Genomic DNA, 19,505 nt, shown 5'->3' on the forward strand with positions numbered 1-19,505 from the left:
TTTCATCTTAAATTAAGGAACAATCTCAGAGCCCGTTCGTTCGCAAGGTGTGGGTGGCGAACATTTCAGCTGCTTAAAATCAATCTTAATGGGAGACAAACATGTTCAGAATGATCATGTCGGTCATTTTATTGCTGCTGGGCGTCGTAACCGGTGCCGGCGGCGTTTGGCTTGCCGCCATCGGTGGTTCGCTCTTTTATGTTGTACTTGCCGCGGGACTCGTTTTGACCGCGGCTTTTCTATGGATGCGTTCTCGCTGGGCGCTTCATATTTATGGGCTTACGCTGGCGTTGACGCTGATCTGGTCGCTCTGGGAAGTCGGCTTCGACTGGTGGCCGCTGGCTGCAAGGGGTGCCGTTCTCATCGCAATCGGGGTTTTGCTTCTGTTGCCACCAGTGGTGAAAAGCCTGAATGGTTCCAGCAGTTCGCCGGCGCGTTATTTGCCCGTCGCGTCCGCCTGCGGTATCGTGGTGATTGCCTCCATAGCCGTCGGTCTTTATTCGATGGGTCTCACGCCGCATGATAAGAGAGGCGCAATTGATGAGGCGCGCATGGATGCGAATGCCGGCGGTTTCGAAACGGCTGGTGTTCCAGATGGGGAATGGCAGTCCTATGGCCGCACGCCCTATGGCAGGCGCTATTCGCCGCTCAATCAGATTACGCCTGACAATATCGAAAATCTCAAAGTCGCCTGGACCTATGAAACCGGTCAGGAGCGCAGCGATGATGATCCGGTCGAAACCACCTATGAAGTCACACCGCTCGTCGTGAATGACACGATGTATGTCTGCACACCCTTTTCCGTGGTGATTGCGCTTGATCCGGTGACGGGAAAGGAAAAATGGCGTTTCGATCCCGAGATCAAAAAGCCGCCCTATGAAACAACGCAGCATATGACCTGCCGCGGCGTCAGCTATTATGATGCCAGCAAATATCCGCAAAGTGGCGGCCTTTCGAGCTCCGCAACAAGCGGGGAAAACGAACAGGCAAAACTCTCCGAAAGCCAGAGCGACGTGACCACGGAGGCAGCCGGGGTGACGCAGAATATTGTTGCGGGAACCGCCAAGCCGGGCGACCCCAATCCCCAAGTTTCGAATGATATCGGTGATCCGACTGCGGTGCCGACACCAGAGTGCATCAGGCGGCTCTTCGTTCCCACCTCCGACGGGCGTCTGATTACCATCAGTGCAGAGACGGGCGAAATTTGCCCCGGTTTTGGCGGCGAAGACGGAACAATTGATCTTTGGGCCAATATGCCGAATGTCACGCCGGGCTCCTATTATTCCACCTCGCCGCCTGTCGTGACGCCGAGTTTGGTCATTGTGGGCGGAACGGTGAATGACAATGTTTCAACCACATCTCCGTCAGGCGTGATCCGGGCTTTTGATGTCAACACTGGCGAGCTCGTTTGGAATTTCGACTCCAAGAAACCAGACAGCACGGAGCCGGTTGGATCTGGAGAGACCTATTCCGAAAATGCACCGAATACCTGGAGCGTCTCGTCCTATGATCCGGAGCTCAATCTCATTTACGTGCCGATGGGCAACCAGTCGCCTGACCAGTTTGGCGGCAATCGCAGCCCCGAAGTGGAAAGGATATCCTCTTCGGTCTTGGCGCTGGATGCAGATACGGGCGAAGAACGCTGGGTTTATCAGACGGTTCACCACGATCTTTGGGATATGGATGTTCCAGCACAACCGAGCCTGGTGACGCTGAATATGCCCGATGGCCCGGTCCCCGCGCTTGTTCAGCCCACCAAGCAGGGCGAGGTGTTCGTGCTCGACCGCAGGACAGGCGAGCCGATCTTGCCGGTGACCGAGGAACCTGCGCCCCAGGGTGCCGCAGAGGGCGACACGGCCGCGCCGACACAGCCGGTTTCTGCGCTTTCCTTCAAGCCTGAGCCTTTGAGAGAAAAGGACATGTGGGGCGCAACCTTTCTCGACCAGCTGGCGTGCCGGATCGAATTTCGCGAGTTGCGTTACGAGGGCCGCTATACACCTCCAAGCTTGAAAGGCACAATTGTCTATCCTGGTAATTTCGGAGCCTTCAATTGGGGTGCGGTGGCCGTCGATCCCGAAAGGCAGGTGATGTTCGGCATGCCGGTTTATCTGGCCTTTACCTCCAAGCTGATCGAGCGTCCGAATGGCGACAGCAGAGTGGTGACGAAAGACGGCCAGCCGCCGCTGAACGAGAATTTCGGCGCGCCCTACGCTGCCAAGATGGGTGCCTTCCTCTCGCCTGTCGGTCTTCCATGCCAGGCACCGCCGTGGGGCTATATCGCTGCGGCTGACCTGACCACCGGCAAGGTCATCTACAAACATGTCAACGGCACGGTGCGTGATCTGGCCCCGGTTCCGCTGCCTTTCGAAATGGGTGTCCCCGGCATCGGCGGCCCCATCATCACCAAGGGCGGCGTGGCCTTCCTGTCAGCAACCCTCGACTATTATGTGCGTGGATATGATTTGAAGACGGGCGAAGAAATCTGGCGGCGACGTCTTCCAGCGGGCGGTCAGGCCACTCCTTCCACCTATCTCGGTTCGGATGGACGCCAATATCTGGTTGTCGTGGCTGGTGGCCATGGTTCCACAGGAACCAAAGCGGGCGATTCCATAATCGCCTACGCGCTCGACAATGGATAGCTGAAGCATTTCAGGGAGTCGCAGAAGCCTTTGCGGCTCCCACTTCAGGCTTTGGCAAGCGCCTCATGCACGTCGTTGATGGAATCGTCCAGCAGTTCCTGCATACGTTGTTTGGCAAGTGCACTGTCGCGTGATCTGATTGCGTCGGCGACAGCACCATGCTGGTTCAGACGCTGTTCCTTGATCACTTCAGCGCCGCGCCAGCTGATTTCGAATGAACTGATCATCGCCGCGTGAATGAGCGCGCTGAAGGCGTTAATAAAGGGGTTTTTCGTGGCGCTGAGAATGGCCATGTGGAACCTGAAATCGGCCTCAACGAGGTCATGCTCATTGGACGCGTTCAGGCTCATGTCCTTATGCGCATCGTCTATGCGCTGCATATCTTCAGAGGTGTGCAGCTTTGCAGCCAGTTCCGCTGCGCCCGGTTCGATCATGCGCCGCAGCGCGTAGAGGTCAACGGCAATGTCGCGCGCCGGCAGGGTTTGCAGGTGCCAGCTCAGCACTTCCGGGTCGAGCATGTTCCACTGCATGCGTGAACGCACGCTCGTTCCTACCTTGGGGCGGGCTGTCAACAGACCCTTGGCGGTCAGTTTGCTATAGGCCTCGCGTAGCGCCGTGCGGGAGACGGAATAGCGTTCGCGCATTTCCACTTCACCCGGCAACAGGCTGCCCGGTTCGTAAACGCCGCCGACAATGGCCTGGCCGATCATGTTCACGACACTGGAATTGGCAGAGCTGTTGCCCATGGCAGCGAGCGCGGAGCGAGTAAACATCGGATTCCCTGTATGCTTATGCAATTTGAATTTACGCTTGAGTGTCACGAGCGCTTTACCTTTCCTACTCCTTATCATGTCCCCTTTACATTAAAAGAGCTGACCAGAAAGCGGTGTAGCACAATAAATGCAAACAAGAGTATCCCGCTGGAGATCATGATCCAGGCACTGTTCAACGAGCCATTGAAGATAATGAGCGTGGAAATGAGGCCGAGGATCATGCCGCCGAAGAGTGTTCCGGCCACCATGCCGACACCGCCGGTCAGAAGCGTGCCGCCGAGCACGACCGCTGCAATGGCGGAAAGCTCGAGCGTGGAGCCAGCCAACGGGTAGCCCGACGATGTGTAAAGCGCGTAAACAACGCCTGCGAGCGCGGAATAGAAGCCGCCCAGCGCATAGATCATCACCGTGGTCTTGCGAATGTTCACACCCATCAGTCGAGCCGATTCCTTGTCGCCGCCGATTGCGTAGACATTGGTGCCGAAACGGGTGAAATGCGCGATGATGATCCCCAGGAAGAGGCTTATCAGCATCACGATGGCTGAACTGCGCAACCAGCCGCGTCCGGGCAGGTGTATTTTCATGGAGTTATAGACATCGACAAATTCATGGTGGATCGGAACCGAATCGAGCGTCACCATGAAGCACGCGCCGCGCAACAGGAAGAGGCCGGCCAGTGTCACGATAAAGGGCTGAATTTCGCAGAAGTCGATAATCAGGCCCTGCAGGGCGCCGAAGAGGATACCAAACACAATCATGAGGGCGGCGGTGGCCATCGGGTGCCAGCCGAGACTGTCGAGAACGGCCATGCAGACGCCGACAAAACCGATCATGGAACCGATGGAGAGATCAATGCCGCCGGAGAGAATCACGAAGGTCGCGCCAATGGCGGCAATGATGATGAAGGAGTTATCCGCCAGAATATTGCCGAGCACGAGTGTCGACAGGAAGTTGCGATACAGCGAGCCGCCGATGAGGAAAAGGGCGAGAAAAACGGCAATGGTTGCTGCCAGCGGTAGGTATTTGCTGTTCATGGAGACGGCCTCGCTGCCTTTTTGCTGAACAAGGCGCGCACGTTCTTCGACTGCAGAAGCAGAACGAAAACAACAACCAACGCCTTGATGATCAAATTGTATTCAGGCGGCAGACCGGAGATCAGGATCGATGTGGTCAGCGCCTGGATAACCAGCGCCCCGATGACGGTCATGCCGAGATATATCCGTCCGCCGGCCAGCGAACCGCCCCCGATCACAACCGCCAGGATGGCGTCCAGCTCGATGTAGAGTGCGACGGAGACCGGGTCGGATGTGTGCGTGTCTGCGGTGAGAATGACGCCGGCACATGCTGCCAGCAATCCGCAGACAATATAGGCCACAAAGATGATGATCCGCGCGTTGACGCCCGCCAGGCTGGAGGCCGCTGCATTGCCCCCCACGGCTTCGATGAAGAGGCCCAAAGCGGTTTTGCGCAGCACCAGCCAGAGCGCGGCAAAGATTGCGAGGCCGACGATGATGCGTGTGGGGATCAACCAGATATGGCCGGTGGAAAGGCCCTGCAGGAGTGCACTTTCAAAGCTCGGGTCCGTGCCTCCGTAGAAGAGATTGATGAGCATGCCGATGCCGCGCCCGGAAACCATCAGGATCAGTGTTGCGATAATGGGCTGTATTCCGAGGCCGGCCACGAGAAAACCGTTCCACACGCCGCAGGCGATACCCGCACCCAGCGCCATCAACAAGATGGCAAAATGGGAATCGCCGGCATGAATGCGCCAGGCGATGATTGCGCCCGCAATGGCAATGGTGGAGCCGACCGACAGGTCGATGCCCTTGGTTCCAATCACCACGGCCATGCCGAGTGCCACGATTGCGGTCGGTGTGGCACGGTAGAGAATATCGATCAGGTTGCCGAACAGACGGCCTTCGACGATGCGGATGTCGTAAAAGTTCGGCGAGATGAACCCGTCCACGATCAGGATCACGGCCAGTGCTAGCAATGGCCAGATGGCTCGGCTGCCTTTCAGTCGGTTCAGCCACGTCTCATCAATATTTTTGCGTTCAGTGACCATCGTCCCCCGCAATCATTTGGATTATTTTTTCGCGATTGATGTCTGCGCCTTCGATTTCGCCGATTTTTTCGCGGTCTCGGAGAACGGCCACCCGGTCGGAGGATGCTATGATCTCATCAAGCTCTGAGGAGGCGACAAGCAACGCCAGACCCTTTTGGCAAAGCTCTCGAATGAGGGTGATGATCTCGGCATGCGCGCCGACATCGATGCCGCGTGTCGGCTCATCCAGAAGGAGAATGGATGGCTGAGAGGCCAGCGCACGCGCCAGCACAACCTTCTGCTGATTGCCACCGGAAAGCTGGCCAACGGGTTTATCAGCATTGGGTGTGGCAATGGCCAGCGCCTTGATCATTTCCTCGGCGAGCCGTTCCTGGTCGCGACGCGGCACACGCGATAGCCAGCCGCGTTTTGCCTGCATCGACATGACGATATTTTCACGAATGGAAAGTTCGCCCACCAGGCCCTCTGCCTTGCGGTCTTCCGGGCAGAAGGCGATACCGGAATTGATCGAGTAACGGGGCGAGCTGCGCCCCACGCTTTTTCCGCCAACCGAAAGCGTTCCGCTGTCGTGGCGGATGGCGCCGAAGAGAATTTTGGTCAGTTCCGTGCGCCCAGAACCCAAAAGACCTGAAAGACCAACGGCTTCACCGGCGCGAAGGGTCAGGTTGAAGGGTTTGAGCGTGCGCTTGCGCCCCAGGCCCTCGGCAACCAGCACTGGCTCGCCTTTCGTGGCGTTGCTCTTGGCGGCAAAAGTCGCCTCAACCTCACCCAGTTCACGGCCAATCATCATGGAGATCAGCTCGTTGCGGGTAATATCCTTTGCCAGACCCGTGCCCACCAGATTTCCATTGCGCAAAACAGAGATGCGATCTGAGATTTCATAGACCTGATCGAGAAAGTGGGTAATGAAGACAACGGCAATGCCGCGCGACTTCAGATCGCGGATGATGTCGAACAGTGCAGCCGTTTCCTGCGCGTCCAGGCTGGCGGTCGGTTCGTCGAGAACGAGAACGCGCGTATCATCATCAAGCGCGCGGGCAATGGCAACGAGTTGCTGAACGGCCACCGAATAGGAGCCCACCGCCTGTTCAATATCAATATCGAGCTTCAGGCGGCGGAGCTTTTCACGTGCCATCTCGCGCGCCTTGCGCCACGAGATCATGCCGAAACGACCAACGGTCTTTTCAAGGGTCAGGTTTTTGGTCACGGACATTGCCGGGATCAGGTTCACTTCCTGGTAGACCGTTGAAATGCCGAGCGCCTGCGCCTCGCCGGTTGTCTGGAAACTGAGCGGCTTTCCCTCCAGCAGGATTTCACCGCTGTCCTTGGTGGATGCGCCGGTGAGGATCTTGATCAGCGTGGACTTGCCGGCGCCGTTTTCGCCGAGCAGAGCATGCACTTCACCCGGCATAAGCGTCAGGTTGACATTGTCGAGTGCCAGGACACCCGGAAAAGCCTTGCAAATACCCCGCATTTCCACTCGCGGGGTGCTGGCATTCATATTCATGGATCAGCTCCTGCCTCGCTGCGTTCAAGTTGAGCACAGCCTCCGATATCCGACACCCGGTCCATCACGACCGGGTGTCGGCTTTCAAAGCTTTACGTCTTGAGGCTTAGTCTTTCGCCGTGTGCAGGTCAGACGGAATAACGATCCACTTGTCCAGCTCGTGGGGGTTCTTCAGGTAGTCGAGAACCACCGGATAGATGAAGCCACCGACAGCCGAACGCAGTTCAACAGAGGCGTTGGCCTCACCCTTGGCAAGCGCGTCCTTGATGGCAGGAACATAGTCTACCGATACCATGAGGACGTCCTGGCCGGGCTTCAGACCCGCTTCCTTCATGGCCTGGATTGCGCCAAGCTGCATGTTGTCGTTGTGTGCGAAGGATGCGCAGATGCCGTCCAGATTGTTGGTGGACTTGATGAAGGCTTCCATGACCTTCTTGCCGCCTTCGGTGGTGAAGTCACCGGACTGGGTGGCAACAATTTCCATAGCCGGGAACTGGCTGATAATGGCTTCGAAGCCCTTCTTGCGCTCGATGGCAGGCGCTGAACCGGTGGTGCCCTGCAGTTCTACGATCTTGCAGGTTCCCTTGGAGGCTGCAGCCAGCCATGCACCGGCAAGACGGCCTTCGAGGTTGAAGTCGGCGGAAATGCGGGTCACATAGAGCGACTTGTCTTTTACTTCCACATCGCGGTCAACGAGGAAAACCGGGATATCTGCGTCCTTGGCTTCCTGCAGAACATCATCCCAGCCAGTGACGACAACGGGGGCAATGATGATGGCGTCCACGCCCTGAGCGATAAAGGCGCGAACGGCACGAAGCTGCTCTTCCTGCTTGCCCTGTGCGTCAGCAAATTTCAGGTCAACATCATAATCCTTGGCGGTGTCCTGCATGTTCTTGGAAAATGCCGGACGCCAGTCCCCTTCCGATCCAACCTGCGAAAAGCCGATCGTTGTCGCGCCTGCCATGCTCGCTGCAAACGAGGCCATGGCAAATACGCTACCCGCCAAAATAGTCTTCAATGACATTTCGATTTCCTCCCTTTGAAATGTATGGAGACAGCCACCTCCATGGCGTCTCAGCAATAAAACCATATAATAATATCATATAAATGAGCAAGTGTCGGCCCAGCACCTTTTTAGATCGTATTCTTTTCGAAAAATAATTTAAAATCATATGCTTGTCTGGTCATGCGCGGAATTTGTACAAAAAATAAGATGGTCAATATTTGAGCAATATAGTCGCGACATAATAGATATGAAAATTGCAATACAACTCTCGATGTCTTCCTGCGTTCAGCCGTTTATGGTGGATAGTTCCTTTGCTAAACGTCCAATAGGTAGCCTAGTCCTTCATGTGTTGACAGTGGTCAGCGATTAGAGCGTCGGGCGATAATATTGAGCCATTCTGCGGCAAGGAATTTCCGTCAGGATCGAGGACTTTACCGAAGGCTGTACCCGTAGGTACAGTCGAGGTGAAGGCCGACGATGATGGCGGAAATTCGTTCCGCCCGAAGGGTTGGCCGAAACCGGCCCGCCACAGCGTCGAAGGGTTTGACTGTAGCTATGGCTATAGCCTGCACCCTTCTCCTCGTGGAACGAACCGGTTTGGGTCAACAGAATGGATCAATATTATCGCCCGACGCTCTAATGAAGGGGGAGGTAAGCATCGCGTTCGACACCTGATGAGATGGAGAGGTCATGAAACCGTCTGAAAAAGAAATTCTTGCCTTTCAGGCCCGCTGCGACGCCTTCTATCCTCCTGACGCTGTTGATGCATCGGTTGCCCAGCAGCGCGAATGGTACGATGCGCTTTGTGCGGCCTTTTCTCCAGCTCTACCATCCGGTTTGACCTATGAGGACTCCCGTGTTGCAGGGGTCAAAACCCGACGTTACCGTCCTTCATCGGTAACAAGCGAGACGCTGCTTTTATATCTGCATGGCGGTGGCTTTGTTGTCGGATCGCTGGAAAGCCACCATTCAGGCTGCGCCGAGATTGCCGAGGCTGTTGGTGCGGAAATGGTCGCGGTGGACTACCGCCTGGCACCTGAACACATCTGGCCTGCGCAAACCGATGATTGTTACACTGTATTGAAAGCACTGCTTTCGGAAGAAAGACCGGTCATTGTCATGGGCGACAGTGCCGGCGGCAACCTTGCCGCGGGGCTTGTACTGCGGGCGGCAGGCGATGGCAGGCTCGAGTACATTGTCGGACAGGTGCTGATTTATCCGGTGCTTGGTGGCGACCTTGGAAAAGGCTCCTACATCGAAATGGCCGAGGCGCCAGGGCTCACCACGGCAGATGTTCGCTTTTATGCCGATATTCTGGGTGCGCCTTCCGACAATCCGATCGCCCATCCTCTGAAAGCTGAAAGCCTTGCCGGGCTGCCGCCAGCCTACATCACTGCTGCGCATTTTGATCCGCTGCGGGATGACGGTCGCAACTATGCTGCCCGGCTTGCGCAAGCCGGTGTGGATGTGACCTATCGCGAAGAGCCGCAGATGGTTCATGCCTGGCTGCGCGCCCGGCATATAAGCCCGGGAGCAAAGGAGGGCTTCCGGGCTTTGACAGAGGGCACGAAACGTCTCTTGCGCTGAGTTGACGGGGAACTCTATCCCCGCCTCACACAGCTTTGTTTGACGTTACATAAAATCCCGGGGGATGCGTTTTTCGAAGACGCGCTCGAAGATTTGTTCTTCATCTTCGAATGCGGCCACACTCGCCGTCAGCAGCCATTCGGTGTCAGTGCAGGCGAGCTTGGTGCGGCATACGGTTCGGATGAACCAGCCGGGGCGGGACATATCGCAGGTCCACACCGCCTCTCCCACTGACGAAAGGTGGTCATTTGTGGTGATCGACCATGTTTCGTCGCGGATTTGCCGTGTCGCAAGGCCGGTTTGCGGATGTTCAGACAGGCCTGAGTCGTCATAGATGTGGTAATGCGTGACCCCGGCTTGCAGGTCGCGCATGACATGGCGCCGGCTCGCGCCAGGAGCCTGCTCGATATATTTCGGCAGTGGATCCGGGTTTTCGGGCTCTTCGACATTCGTCTTTTCATGTTCGCCGAGGAGCGGCAGCTTGAAGCTCAGGCTTGCCGTATCGAAGGTGAGGCCCGGGTCGAATGGTGCCGGCAGGATCATCGGCCAGTAGGATGTGGAGAGTGAAAGCCTGATCTTGTGGCCCGGCTTGAAGGAATAGCCGCAGGTGTCGAGAAGCAAGGTAATCTCAACCTTCTCACCTCTCGGCATGGCCTCGGGAAACTCATAAGACTGGCGATGGGCGAGGTTGAGCACACCGAAGGCGACGCGATAAGCGGTGCCGTCGGGATGCACATCCACAAGACGTGCGCAAAGGTTAGCCCAGTCTGCATCGCAGGCGACCTCGACGGTCAGTGATGCGCGGCCCAGAATATCGACGCCGGTTTTGAGGACGTCCGTTTCGAACACAAGAGAGCCTGCGTCATCAACCCGCTGGTCCACGGCCATTTCTGCATCCGGCTTCAGCGTAAAATATTCGCCGGACATGGTACCGGTGTCGAGCGGTGAGCGGTGATAGACATCGCGCGCGTCGCCGTCCTTGGCCGGTGCGCCCTTGACCAGCGAGCCGTCAGACGCAACGGAAAGTTCAAGTGTCTCGGGGGTTTTCCAGGTCTCCTTGGCGATCCATTGGCCGGGGTCGAAATCGCGGCGCGGGGCCGGGCGGATCGCTTCGGTTATATAGGCGCGCACCTGCGGAAGGCTTTCAGCGCCATTATCCTCATCCCTCAGCCAGCGATTCCACCAGCGGATCGCTTCGCCCAGAAAATCGGCTCTAGGCTTGGGCCAGGCAAAGTGGGGATATTTGTGCACCCAGGGGCCGATCAGCGCCTTGGCCTTTTCGCCAAGGCCCTCGACTGCCCGCAAGGGGGTGTTGCGATATCCGTCAGCCCAGCCTGCAATCACCAGAGCCGGAATTTCAACGGCAGAGAAGTCCTCGCAGATGGAACCGTGTTTCCAGAAGGCATCACGGCGCTGGTGTGACAGCCATTCTTCAAGAAAATATGGCTCCTTTTCCAACCGTTCCAACCACATGGCTCGCCATGCATCACCCACAATGGCGGGGTCCGGTGAACGCGACTGATAGGCGAGCATTGTGGAGGCCCAGCCCAGCTGGGCGGCGAGATGGCAGCCGTTCTTGTAGTGAATGTCGTCGTTGTACCGGTCAACGGTCGAGGCAATCGAGATAACCGCCTTGAGTGCCGGTGGGCGGAGCGCCGCCACCTGCAGGCAGTTGAAGCCGCCCCAGGAAATGCCCATCATGCCGACGGATCCGTTGCTCCAGGGCTGCTCTGCAATCCAGGCAATCAATTCACAGGCATTGGCGAGTTCCAGTTCGGTATATTCGCCATCAATCACGCCATCGGATTCGCCTGAGCCGCGAATGTCAACGCGGACACCGGCAATGCGTGCTTCAGCAAAGACCGGATAGGTTGATTCATCGCGCGGGCTCGTTCCGTCTCTCTTGCGATAAGGCAGGAACTCGAACACCGCAGGCACGGGATCAGCTTCAGCGCCATCTGGCATCCATATACGGGCTGCCAGGCGTGTTCCGTCTTTCAGTGTGATCCACTGGTTTTCAATGGTGGTAAAGCTGCGTTTTTCAGACACTTGAGATTATTCCTATCCGCTTTGTATTATGCGTCGAACCAGACGCGGCTACCGACATAACCGTTCGAAAGGTCATTTCCGATGTCATCTACAAAGCCCTTGATCTGTTTTGTTGAGGCCATGATGTAGTCGTTGAAGACGGGAAGGATCAGACCACCTTCATCGCGGACCATCAGCGCCATCACCTTATAGAGCTCCTTGCGCTTGGTTTCGTCCAGTTCCGCGCGCGCCTGAATCAGCATCTTGTCGAAATCCTCGCGCTTGAAGCGCGTATCGTTCCACTGCGCGGTGGAGAGATAGGAGGTAGAATAGCGTGAATCCTGGGTCGGGCGGCCGCCCCAATAAGAGGCGCAGAAAGGCTGAACATTCCAGACGTTGGACCAATAGCCGTCTTCCGGCTCGCGCTTCACGTCTATTTCAATCCCGGCCTTCTTTGCGCTTTCCTGGAAGAGAATAGCTGCATCGACGGCACCCGGGAAGGCGGCTTCAGATGTGCGCAAAAGGACCGGTCGATCCAGTCCTGATTTCTTGAAATGGAAGGCGGCCTTGTCCGGATCGTAGACACGCTGTTCAATGCCTTCCGGTGCCAGTGCATAGTTGCTGTTGACGGGATAGTCGTTGCCAAGCGTGCCGTAGCCGCCAAGCACCTTTTCCAGGAGTTCTTCGCGATTGATCGCATATTTCAGGGCAAGGCGCAGGTCGTTGTTGTCGAAGGGCGCCGTGTCACAATGCATGAGGAAAGAATAGAATCCCTTGCCCGCGCTGCGGAGGATCTCAACAGTCGGCGCACGCTTCAGCAGCGGTACGGTTTTGGGGACAACGTTGTTGATGAAGTGAACCTGTCCCGACGAAAGCGCTGCGACACGTGCCGTCGCGTCGTTCATGACGGTGATTTCGACGGCATCGACAAAACCGCGATCCGAGCGCCAGTCATTGGGGTTTTTCTCGAATACGCCACGGATGCCCGGTTCGAAGGCCTTCATGATGTAGGGGCCCGTGCCGATAGCAGCGTTGGGGGCGTCGACGCCGCCTTTCGGCTGAATGATCAAGTGATAATCACTCAGCATCAGCGGCAGGTCGGCATTGCCTTCGGTCAAGGTCACAACCAGATCGCCCGCCTTTTCTTCGACAGAGACGATTGAGCCAAGGAGTCCGAGTGCGCCGGACTGGGATTTTTCATCGGCATGGCGCTTCAGGGTCGCAACCACGTCACTCACCGTCATCTTGGAACCATCATGGAAGCTGACGTCGTCGCGGATTTTGAAGGTCCAGACGGAGGCATCTGCCGACGGCACCCAGGAGGAGGCAAGCGAAGGCAAGGCGGCACCGGTTTTCGGATCGCTTTCGACGAGCGTGTCACCCCACAGACGGCCAGCGACGAAGAGAACGGACGCGCTGTAGGTGGCCGGGTCGAGTATGTCGGTGCTGGCTCCGCCCTTGAGGCCGAGCTTCAGCGTACCGCCACGTTTTGGTTCCTCAGCCTGGGCGCGCGATGGCAGAAGGCCACCAAAGGCGCCAAATGCGCCAACCATGGCCGCGCCGCCGAGAAAGGTGCGCCGGTCGATTGCAGTCGTCTGGAGGAGAGTGCTGTTCTTCATCGTGTCTGACATTGGAGGCCCCTTTTGGTTCGTTGTGGGCCCGAGGGTATTATCAATACATCGTTCCGCAATTTCGCTAACTGACGTGACTTTACGCTAATTTACGCTATGTTTCCGGCTCCTTTGTCGCCGAACACGTTGGATTCTGCATGGAACACTTTGTCGAAAACCTCCGCACTGCCTGCGCCACCAAGCGCTCGATTTCGCAGATATGCCGCGAGATCGGCATCAATCGCCAGCAGTTCAACCGCTATATCAACGGGGAGACGATGCCATCGGCCCATAACCTTGCCCGTATTGCGGATCATTTTGGTCTGATGAGCGGTGATTTCTCTCTGCCACCCCGGATATTCGTGGGGCGGTTGCAACAGCCGAAACGGGGTGGCGCGGAGGGATCGGAACTGTTCAAGGGGTTCCCCGGCGATATTGCTTCACTCAGACGCCATGTCGGCTATTTCCAGACCTATCATCAGTCGCCATCCTGGCCGGGAATGGTCGTCTGTTCCGTCAGCCGTATTTTCGAGCGCGAAGGGCTGATGCATGTGCGATCAGCAGAAAGAGTCCGCGACGTTGAAAACGAGATTCATCAATATACGAAATATGATGGACTTGCGGCATTCTTACGCAACCGCATTTTTATCTATGAGAGGGCCAGGGGACCCAGTTCCATTCTCTCCCAGACGATCCTGCTGCCCTTCGAGGTGCATCAAAAAACCTATCTGCGGGGAACCACCATGGGGGTATCCTGGCGCAAGGAGAGTTTGCCTTATGCGTCGCGGATGATATGGCGCTATCTTGGCACTGCGCCTGACTTGCGCCAGATGCTATCGCGTAGCGGCGTCGTACCCTTGTCCTCGCGGCAATTGCCGCCGACGGTCAAGAGTTTTCTCGATGCACCGGAAGCCGACGTGCTCAGCGTGCCAATCGAATATTGAATAAAGGGCGGTGCATTGTGTTGCCCCGCCCCTTCTCGATTTCAGTTGCCCGCACTTTCCATCTTTCGCGTTTCCAGAACGCGCTCCAGCCAGCCGATTTCCATTTCGGGAACGGATTTCAACAGCAGGTCGGTATAGTCGTCGAAAGGTGGTGCGAGCACCTTCGATTTCGGTCCGAAACGCTGGACTTTGCCCTGGAGCATAACAGCAATGGAATCGGCGATAGCGCGCACGATGGCGATGTCATGCGTGATGAAGACATAGGAGACCTGCGTCTCCTTCTGAAGCTTCATCAACAGTTTGAGAATGCCTTCCGCTACGAGCGGGTCAAGTGCTGACGTTGGCTCATCGCACAGGATGAGGTCCGGACGGGCGGCGAGTGCGCGGGCAATGGCCACGCGTTGTTTCTGACCACCGGAAAGTTCGGCCGGATAACGGTCGTAAAAGCCATCGCCCATTTCGATGGCTTCCAGGAGTTCGTTGATGCGCGCGCGCTTCGCCTTGCCGCGCAAACCTTCATAGAAGGTCAGCGGGCGGCCGATGATTTCGCCGACCGTTTGACGCGGATTCATGGCAGTGTCGGCCATCTGGTAGATGAGCTGGATGCGACGTAGATGATCGCGGCTTCGCTGTTTCAGGGCGGGCGGCAGCACTTCGCCGTTGAAGCTGACCGTTCCTTCTGTCAGCGGCAGCAGGCCGGTGATGACGCGGGCGAGTGTGGACTTGCCGGAACCGGATTCGCCCACAATCGCCAAAGTCTGACCACGTGCCAGCGTCAGGCTGACATCGTGCAGTACCTTGAAATGTCCGCCGTAGGAAGCCGACACATGATCGACGGAGAGAATGACATCCGATTGATCCTGTGCTTCGGCCTTCTTCATCTCGCGCACATTCACGAGGGCGCGGGTATACTCCTCTTTCGGTGCTTCGATGATCTGCTGCGCCGTTCCATACTCGACCATGTGGCCGTTTCTGAGCACCATAATGTCATCGGAAATCTGCGCAACAACAGCCAGGTCGTGGGTGATATAGAGGGCTGCGGTGTCGGTTTCCTCAATCGCGTGTTTGATGGCGGCCAGAACATCGATCTGCGTGGTCACATCGAGCGCCGTTGTCGGTTCGTCGAAGACGATGAGTTCCGGGTTGGGGCAAAGCGCCATCGCCGTCATGGCCCGCTGCAGCTGGCCGCCTGAGACCTGATGGGGAAAACGGTCGCCAAAGGTTTCCGGATTGGGCAGGCCCAGCACCTGAAACAGGTAAAGTGCGCGCTTTCGTGCCTCTTCCTTGGTCATCAGGCCATGTTTCAAGGAGGCTTCAATGACCTGGTCCCCCAGCTTGTGGGCGGGGTTGAAGGCTGCGGCCGCCGACTGGGCGACATAGCAGACCTTTGCACCGCGAAGTTTACGAACGCCGCTTTTGGACAGTTTCAGAATGTCCTCGCCATTCAGCAGAACCTCGCCGCCGGTGATGCGGATGCCGCCGCGGCCATAGGCCATGGAGGCAAGGCCGATTGTGGATTTGCCTGCACCGGACTCGCCGATCAGGCCGAGAACCTTGCCCTTTTCCAGGTCGAAAGAAACGCCGTGGACAATGCCGATATCCTGCGGGTCCTCGCCCGGCGGATAGATGGTTGCGCCAATCTTCAGGTCTTTGACGGAAAGCAGTTTTGTATCATCAGGCATCGCCACGGCCTCCTTTCAGACTTGAGGTTCGTCTCAGCAGCCAGTCGACCACCAGGTTGACGCAGATGGCCAGTGCCGCAATCGCGCCACCTGGAATGAGGGCAGCGGGAATGCCGAAGATAATGCCGTCCTTGTTGTCCTTCACCATGCCGCCCCAATCTGCCGCCGGTGGCTGAATGCCAAGGCCGAGGAAGGAAAGGGTGGAGAGAAAGAGGATGGAGAAGGCAAAGCGCAGGCCGAATTCGGCCAGCAGCGGCGACAAAGTGTTGGGCAGGATTTCGCGGAAGATAATCCACATGCTGCCCTCGCCACGCAGGCGTGCGGCTTCCACGAATTCCATCACCGCGACGTCGAGTGCTACGGCGCGCCCCAAACGGAACACGCGGGTGGAATCGAGAACCGCCATGACGGTGATCAGGATCCAGATGTTTTGCGGCAGCACCGCAAGCACCACCAGCGCAAAGATCAGCGTCGGCACGGACATCATGAGATCGTTGAAGCGCGAGAGGACCTGATCGACGATGCCGCGGGTCACGGCTGCCGTGAAGCTCAAGAATATGCCGATGGAGAAGGACAAAACACTGGCCGCCAGCGCCACAAACAGTGTGGTGCGAGCGCCATAGATCATGCGCGAGAGAAGATCACGGCCCAGGTTGTCGGTTCCCAGCAGGTATTGGCTGCTCATCTGTTCCCAGATTTCTCCGACGACTTCGCGCTCGCCGTAAGGTGCAATCAGGGGTGCGAATATGGCGAGGAAAAAGGCCAGCAGAATGCCGATAATGCCGATCCACGCGCTCAGGGGGATATCTTTCATTCTCATCGCGGGTGCCTCAATCTCGGGTTGGCCGCAATGGCAATAATGTCAGCGAGCATGTTGAGAAGGATGTAGAAGGCGGCAAAGATCAGGCCGCAGGCCTGCACCACCGGCATGTCGCGCACCGTTACCGCGTCCACCATATATTGGCCCATGCCGGGGTAGACGAAGACCACTTCCACCACAACGACACCCACGACCAGATAGGCCAGGTTGAGCGCCACCACGTTGACGATGGGCGCAATCGCGTTGGGTGCTGCGTGCTTGACGATCGCATTAAAGGCCGAGAGGCCCTTCAGTTCCGCAGTCTCCATATAGGCTGACGACATGACAGAGAGAATTGCCGCTCTTGTCATGCGCATCATATGCGCGAGCACGACGAGGACGAGGGTTGCCGTTGGCAAGGCAATCGCACTTAAACGTTCGCCAAATGACATGGTGTCGTAAACGGTTGCCGGGAAGGTTGCGATACCCAGGTTGACCGAGAAAAAGAGGATCAGAAGATAACCGATGAAGAATTCAGGCAGGGAAATGGCCGCCAGCGAGATCACGTTGATCAGGCGGTCGGGAAACCTGTTGCGGTAAAACACGGCCAGCATGCCAAGGCCGACCGCCAGAGGGACCGAGATGATGGCCGCGAAAAAGGCAAGAAACAGAGAGTTTCCAAGTCGTCGTCCGATCTGCTCGGTGACGGATTGCTTGCTTGCCCAGGAGGTGCCGAAATCACCGTGCAGAGCGCCACCCAACCATTCGAAATAGCGGGTGGTTACCGGCCGGTCGAGGCCGAGATCCTGGCGGATATTGGCGACTGCCTGCGGGGTCGCAGACTGGCCAAGATAGGTTGATGCAAAGTCGCCGGGCAGTGCTTCCACTCCGGCAAAAATGAGAACGGAGACTGCAAAAAGCAGAATCACGCTCAAGCCCAGACGCTGAAGGATGAGCGTCAGAAAGGGATAGCGCTTGGGAAATCCCAAAAGGGCCGGGAGTTTATCCGTATCGGAATCGGTCATCTCGAAAGCCTCTCTGAAAGACAAAACGATTGCCGCATTTCGTCGACGAAAAGCGGCGGCCCGGAAAGCATGTTCCGGGCCGTCTCAGAGTGTTAGCTGTCGAGCCAGACGCGTGTGGCGACATAGCCGTTTGACATATCGTTGCCGATGTCGTGAACGTAGCCCTGTACCTGTTTGGTGGAGGCATTCACGAAATCGTTGAACATCGGCAGGATCAGGCCGCCTTCGTCGCGCACCATGAGCGCCATTTCGCGGTAGAGTTCCTTGCGCTTGGCTTCATCAAGTTCGGAGCGTGCCTCAAGCAGCATCTTATCGAAGTCCGGGCGCTTGAAGCGCGTATCGTTCCAGTCTGCCGTGGACAGATAGGCGGTCGAATACATCTGGTCCTGAGTCGGGCGCCCGCCCCAATAGGATGTGCAGAAGGGCTGCACGTTCCAGACGTTGGACCAGTAGCCATCGCCCGGCTCGCGCTTGATTTCAATGTTGATACCGGCCTTCTTGGCGCTTTCCTGATAAAGCACGGCTGCATCAACAGCGCCGGGGAAGGCAACATCCGAGGTGCGCAGCAGAACGGAACCGTCGTGGCCGGACTTCTTGAAATGGAAGGCTGCCTTGTCGGGATCGTAGCTGCGCTGCTCAATGCCCTCCGGGAAGAGGGCATAGGTTTCGTTGATCGGGAAGTCGTTGCCAACCTTGCCGTAACCGCCGAGGATTTTTTCCACCATGGTCTCGCGGTCCATCGCGTATTTCAGGGCGAGACGCAGGTCGTTGTTGTCGAAGGGTGCGGTGTCGCAATGCATGATGAAGACGTAGTGACCACGGCCCGACGTGTTGAGGATTTCAACGGTCGGGGCGCGTTTCAGAAGCGAAACGGTCTTCGGATCAACGCGGTTGATGAAGTGAACCTGTCCGGAGGACAGTGCGGCCACGCGGGCGGTCGCGTCGTTCATCACGATAATTTCGATTGAGTCTACGAAACCGCGATCACTGCGCCAGTCGTTTTCATTCTTGCTGAAGGTCGCGCGAACACCGGGCTCCCAGTTTTCCAGCTTGTAAGGTCCGGTGCCGATCGCTGCTGCAGGATCGTCATAACCGCCGCCTGGCTGGATCACCAGATGGTAGTCGGAAAGAAGCAGGGGCAGGTCGGCATTGCCCTCCGTCAGGGTCAGCACCAAATTGCCGTCCTTGGCCTCGATGCTCTTGATCGACTTCATGACGCCGAGTGCGCCGGATTCAGATTTTTCGTCCGTATGACGTTCAAGTGTTTTGACCACGTCGTCAATGGTCAGTTCGGCGCCATTGTGGAACTGCACGCCGCTGCGGATCTTGAATGTCCATACGGCGGCATCATCGGATGCTTCCCAGGATTCAGCAAGCGCCGGCACGGGAAGGCCCGTGGTTGGGTGAGATTCAACAAGCAGATCGCCCCAGTTTCGGAGCATACAAAAAACAACCTGGGACAAAGACTTGGCCGGGTCGAGCGAATCCGTTGCTGAACCGCCTTCGAGACCGAGCTTCAAATGTCCGCCCTTTTTGGGCTCCTGAGCGGCCGCCGAGGTGGCATAAAGCTGGCTCGCCACGCTGAGTGAAACGCCTGCAGCCAGTGCGCGTCCCATGAACTCGCGACGGTTCATGCCGCCAGCGGTTACACGTCCTGCAAGGTGTTTGGTAAAATCAGTCATTTCCCCTGTTCCTTCTCTGGTTTCTCTTTTTTATCCGGGCTTCTGATTGTTTCCAGCACCCGGGCATTTTCAAAAATTGCAAGCATTCAGTCTGTACGTCGATGCTCGCCAAGCGAATTCAATTCCTTCCAGCGCCTGCGGTCTGCCAGACTGGAGCT

General features: G+C 57.1%; 14 protein-coding genes. 3 read left to right on the forward strand and 11 right to left on the reverse strand.

Annotated features, from left to right (window positions below; genetic code table 11):
* The first annotated feature begins 101 nt into the window (after window positions 1–101).
* Entirely contained in the window at window positions 102–2,639 is a 2,538-nt protein-coding gene (locus tag NHF56_RS00475; protein ID WP_252800579.1) for a membrane-bound PQQ-dependent dehydrogenase, glucose/quinate/shikimate family, read from the forward strand.
* Window positions 2,640–2,683: 44 nt separating this feature from the next.
* Here NHF56_RS00475 and NHF56_RS00480 read toward each other — a convergent pair whose 3' ends face one another.
* From NHF56_RS00480 to NHF56_RS00500, 5 genes are all read right to left on the reverse strand, one after another.
* A complete protein-coding gene (locus NHF56_RS00480; protein WP_252800581.1) occupies window positions 2,684–3,412 on the reverse strand; it encodes a FadR/GntR family transcriptional regulator in 729 nt (242 codons plus the stop codon).
* Window positions 3,413–3,486: 74 nt separating this feature from the next.
* Window positions 3,487–4,446, reverse strand: coding sequence for a galactofuranose ABC transporter, permease protein YjfF (yjfF, locus tag NHF56_RS00485; RefSeq protein ID WP_252800583.1), 960 nt, complete (start codon window positions 4,444–4,446; stop codon window positions 3,487–3,489).
* Entirely contained in the window at window positions 4,443–5,477 is a 1,035-nt protein-coding gene (locus NHF56_RS00490; RefSeq protein WP_252800585.1) for an ABC transporter permease, read from the reverse strand. Before NHF56_RS00490 ends, yjfF begins: the two co-directional genes overlap by 4 nt.
* Window positions 5,467–6,984, reverse strand: a complete 1,518-nt coding sequence (locus NHF56_RS00495; RefSeq protein WP_252800587.1) for a sugar ABC transporter ATP-binding protein — start codon at window positions 6,982–6,984, stop codon at window positions 5,467–5,469. Before NHF56_RS00495 ends, NHF56_RS00490 begins: the two co-directional genes overlap by 11 nt.
* Window positions 6,985–7,090: 106 nt before the next feature.
* Window positions 7,091–8,008 (reverse strand): ABC transporter substrate-binding protein, encoded by a 918-nt coding sequence (locus NHF56_RS00500; protein WP_252800589.1) that lies wholly within the window; start codon window positions 8,006–8,008, stop codon window positions 7,091–7,093.
* Between the two features lie 672 nt (window positions 8,009–8,680).
* Between NHF56_RS00500 and NHF56_RS00505 the strand changes: the two genes are divergently transcribed.
* Window positions 8,681–9,577: an alpha/beta hydrolase gene (locus tag NHF56_RS00505; RefSeq protein WP_252800591.1), complete on the forward strand. Its 897-nt coding sequence runs from the start codon at window positions 8,681–8,683 to the stop codon at window positions 9,575–9,577.
* A 45-nt stretch (window positions 9,578–9,622) separates the two neighbouring features.
* Here NHF56_RS00505 and NHF56_RS00510 read toward each other — a convergent pair whose 3' ends face one another.
* A complete protein-coding gene (locus NHF56_RS00510; protein ID WP_252800592.1) occupies window positions 9,623–11,626 on the reverse strand; it encodes a CocE/NonD family hydrolase in 2,004 nt (667 codons plus the stop codon).
* Window positions 11,627–11,652: 26 nt separating this feature from the next.
* Window positions 11,653–13,236 carry an ABC transporter substrate-binding protein gene (locus NHF56_RS00515; RefSeq protein WP_252800594.1) on the reverse strand — a complete coding sequence of 528 codons (1,584 nt, stop codon included), beginning with the start codon at window positions 13,234–13,236 and terminating at the stop codon, window positions 11,653–11,655.
* Window positions 13,237–13,373: 137 nt separating this feature from the next.
* Here NHF56_RS00515 and NHF56_RS00520 point away from each other — a divergent pair, with 137 nt between their 5' ends.
* Window positions 13,374–14,159, forward strand: a complete 786-nt coding sequence (locus tag NHF56_RS00520; RefSeq protein ID WP_252800596.1) for a helix-turn-helix transcriptional regulator — start codon at window positions 13,374–13,376, stop codon at window positions 14,157–14,159.
* Window positions 14,160–14,200: 41 nt separating this feature from the next.
* Here the strand turns inward: NHF56_RS00520 and NHF56_RS00525 are convergent, their stop codons facing one another.
* The 4 genes from NHF56_RS00525 to NHF56_RS00540 all read right to left on the reverse strand — a co-directional run bounded on the left by NHF56_RS00525 (window position 14,201) and on the right by NHF56_RS00540 (window position 19,347).
* Window positions 14,201–15,841: an ABC transporter ATP-binding protein gene (locus NHF56_RS00525; protein WP_252800598.1), complete on the reverse strand. Its 1,641-nt coding sequence runs from the start codon at window positions 15,839–15,841 to the stop codon at window positions 14,201–14,203.
* Complete coding sequence (locus tag NHF56_RS00530) at window positions 15,834–16,661, reverse strand: ABC transporter permease (RefSeq protein ID WP_252800599.1); 828 nt, start codon at window positions 16,659–16,661, stop codon at window positions 15,834–15,836. Before NHF56_RS00530 ends, NHF56_RS00525 begins: the two co-directional genes overlap by 8 nt.
* Window positions 16,658–17,665 carry an ABC transporter permease gene (locus tag NHF56_RS00535; protein WP_252800600.1) on the reverse strand — a complete coding sequence of 336 codons (1,008 nt, stop codon included), beginning with the start codon at window positions 17,663–17,665 and terminating at the stop codon, window positions 16,658–16,660. The genes NHF56_RS00530 and NHF56_RS00535 overlap by 4 nt, the downstream gene beginning before the upstream one ends.
* A 92-nt stretch (window positions 17,666–17,757) precedes the next feature.
* The gene (locus NHF56_RS00540) at window positions 17,758–19,347 is read right to left on the reverse strand and encodes an ABC transporter substrate-binding protein (RefSeq protein ID WP_252800601.1); all 1,590 of its coding nucleotides are present in this window, start codon (window positions 19,345–19,347) and stop codon (window positions 17,758–17,760) included.
* Between the last annotated feature and the right edge of the window lie 158 nt (window positions 19,348–19,505).

It is taken from the genome of Rhizobium sp. L1K21, from assembly GCF_024055895.1.
GTDB lineage: Bacteria > Pseudomonadota > Alphaproteobacteria > Rhizobiales > Rhizobiaceae > Ensifer_A.

What these genes read in the sequence shown, in the direction of transcription:
- NHF56_RS00475 (WP_252800579.1), top strand. Translation starts at nt 102, where the DNA reads ATGTTCAGAATGATCATGTCGGTCATTTTATTGCTGCTGGGCGTCGTA.
- NHF56_RS00480 (WP_252800581.1), bottom strand. Translation starts at nt 3,412, where the DNA reads ATGTTTACTCGCTCCGCGCTCGCTGCCATGGGCAACAGCTCTGCCAAT.
- yjfF (WP_252800583.1), bottom strand. Translation starts at nt 4,446, where the DNA reads ATGAACAGCAAATACCTACCGCTGGCAGCAACCATTGCCGTTTTTCTC.
- NHF56_RS00490 (WP_252800585.1), bottom strand. Translation starts at nt 5,477, where the DNA reads ATGGTCACTGAACGCAAAAATATTGATGAGACGTGGCTGAACCGACTG.
- NHF56_RS00495 (WP_252800587.1), bottom strand. Translation starts at nt 6,984, where the DNA reads ATGAATATGAATGCCAGCACCCCGCGAGTGGAAATGCGGGGTATTTGC.
- NHF56_RS00500 (WP_252800589.1), bottom strand. Translation starts at nt 8,008, where the DNA reads ATGTCATTGAAGACTATTTTGGCGGGTAGCGTATTTGCCATGGCCTCG.
- NHF56_RS00505 (WP_252800591.1), top strand. Translation starts at nt 8,681, where the DNA reads ATGAAACCGTCTGAAAAAGAAATTCTTGCCTTTCAGGCCCGCTGCGAC.
- NHF56_RS00515 (WP_252800594.1), bottom strand. Translation starts at nt 13,236, where the DNA reads ATGTCAGACACGATGAAGAACAGCACTCTCCTCCAGACGACTGCAATC.
- NHF56_RS00520 (WP_252800596.1), top strand. Translation starts at nt 13,374, where the DNA reads ATGGAACACTTTGTCGAAAACCTCCGCACTGCCTGCGCCACCAAGCGC.
- NHF56_RS00525 (WP_252800598.1), bottom strand. Translation starts at nt 15,841, where the DNA reads ATGCCTGATGATACAAAACTGCTTTCCGTCAAAGACCTGAAGATTGGC.
- NHF56_RS00530 (WP_252800599.1), bottom strand. Translation starts at nt 16,661, where the DNA reads ATGAGAATGAAAGATATCCCCCTGAGCGCGTGGATCGGCATTATCGGC.
- NHF56_RS00535 (WP_252800600.1), bottom strand. Translation starts at nt 17,665, where the DNA reads ATGACCGATTCCGATACGGATAAACTCCCGGCCCTTTTGGGATTTCCC.
- NHF56_RS00540 (WP_252800601.1), bottom strand. Translation starts at nt 19,347, where the DNA reads ATGACTGATTTTACCAAACACCTTGCAGGACGTGTAACCGCTGGCGGC.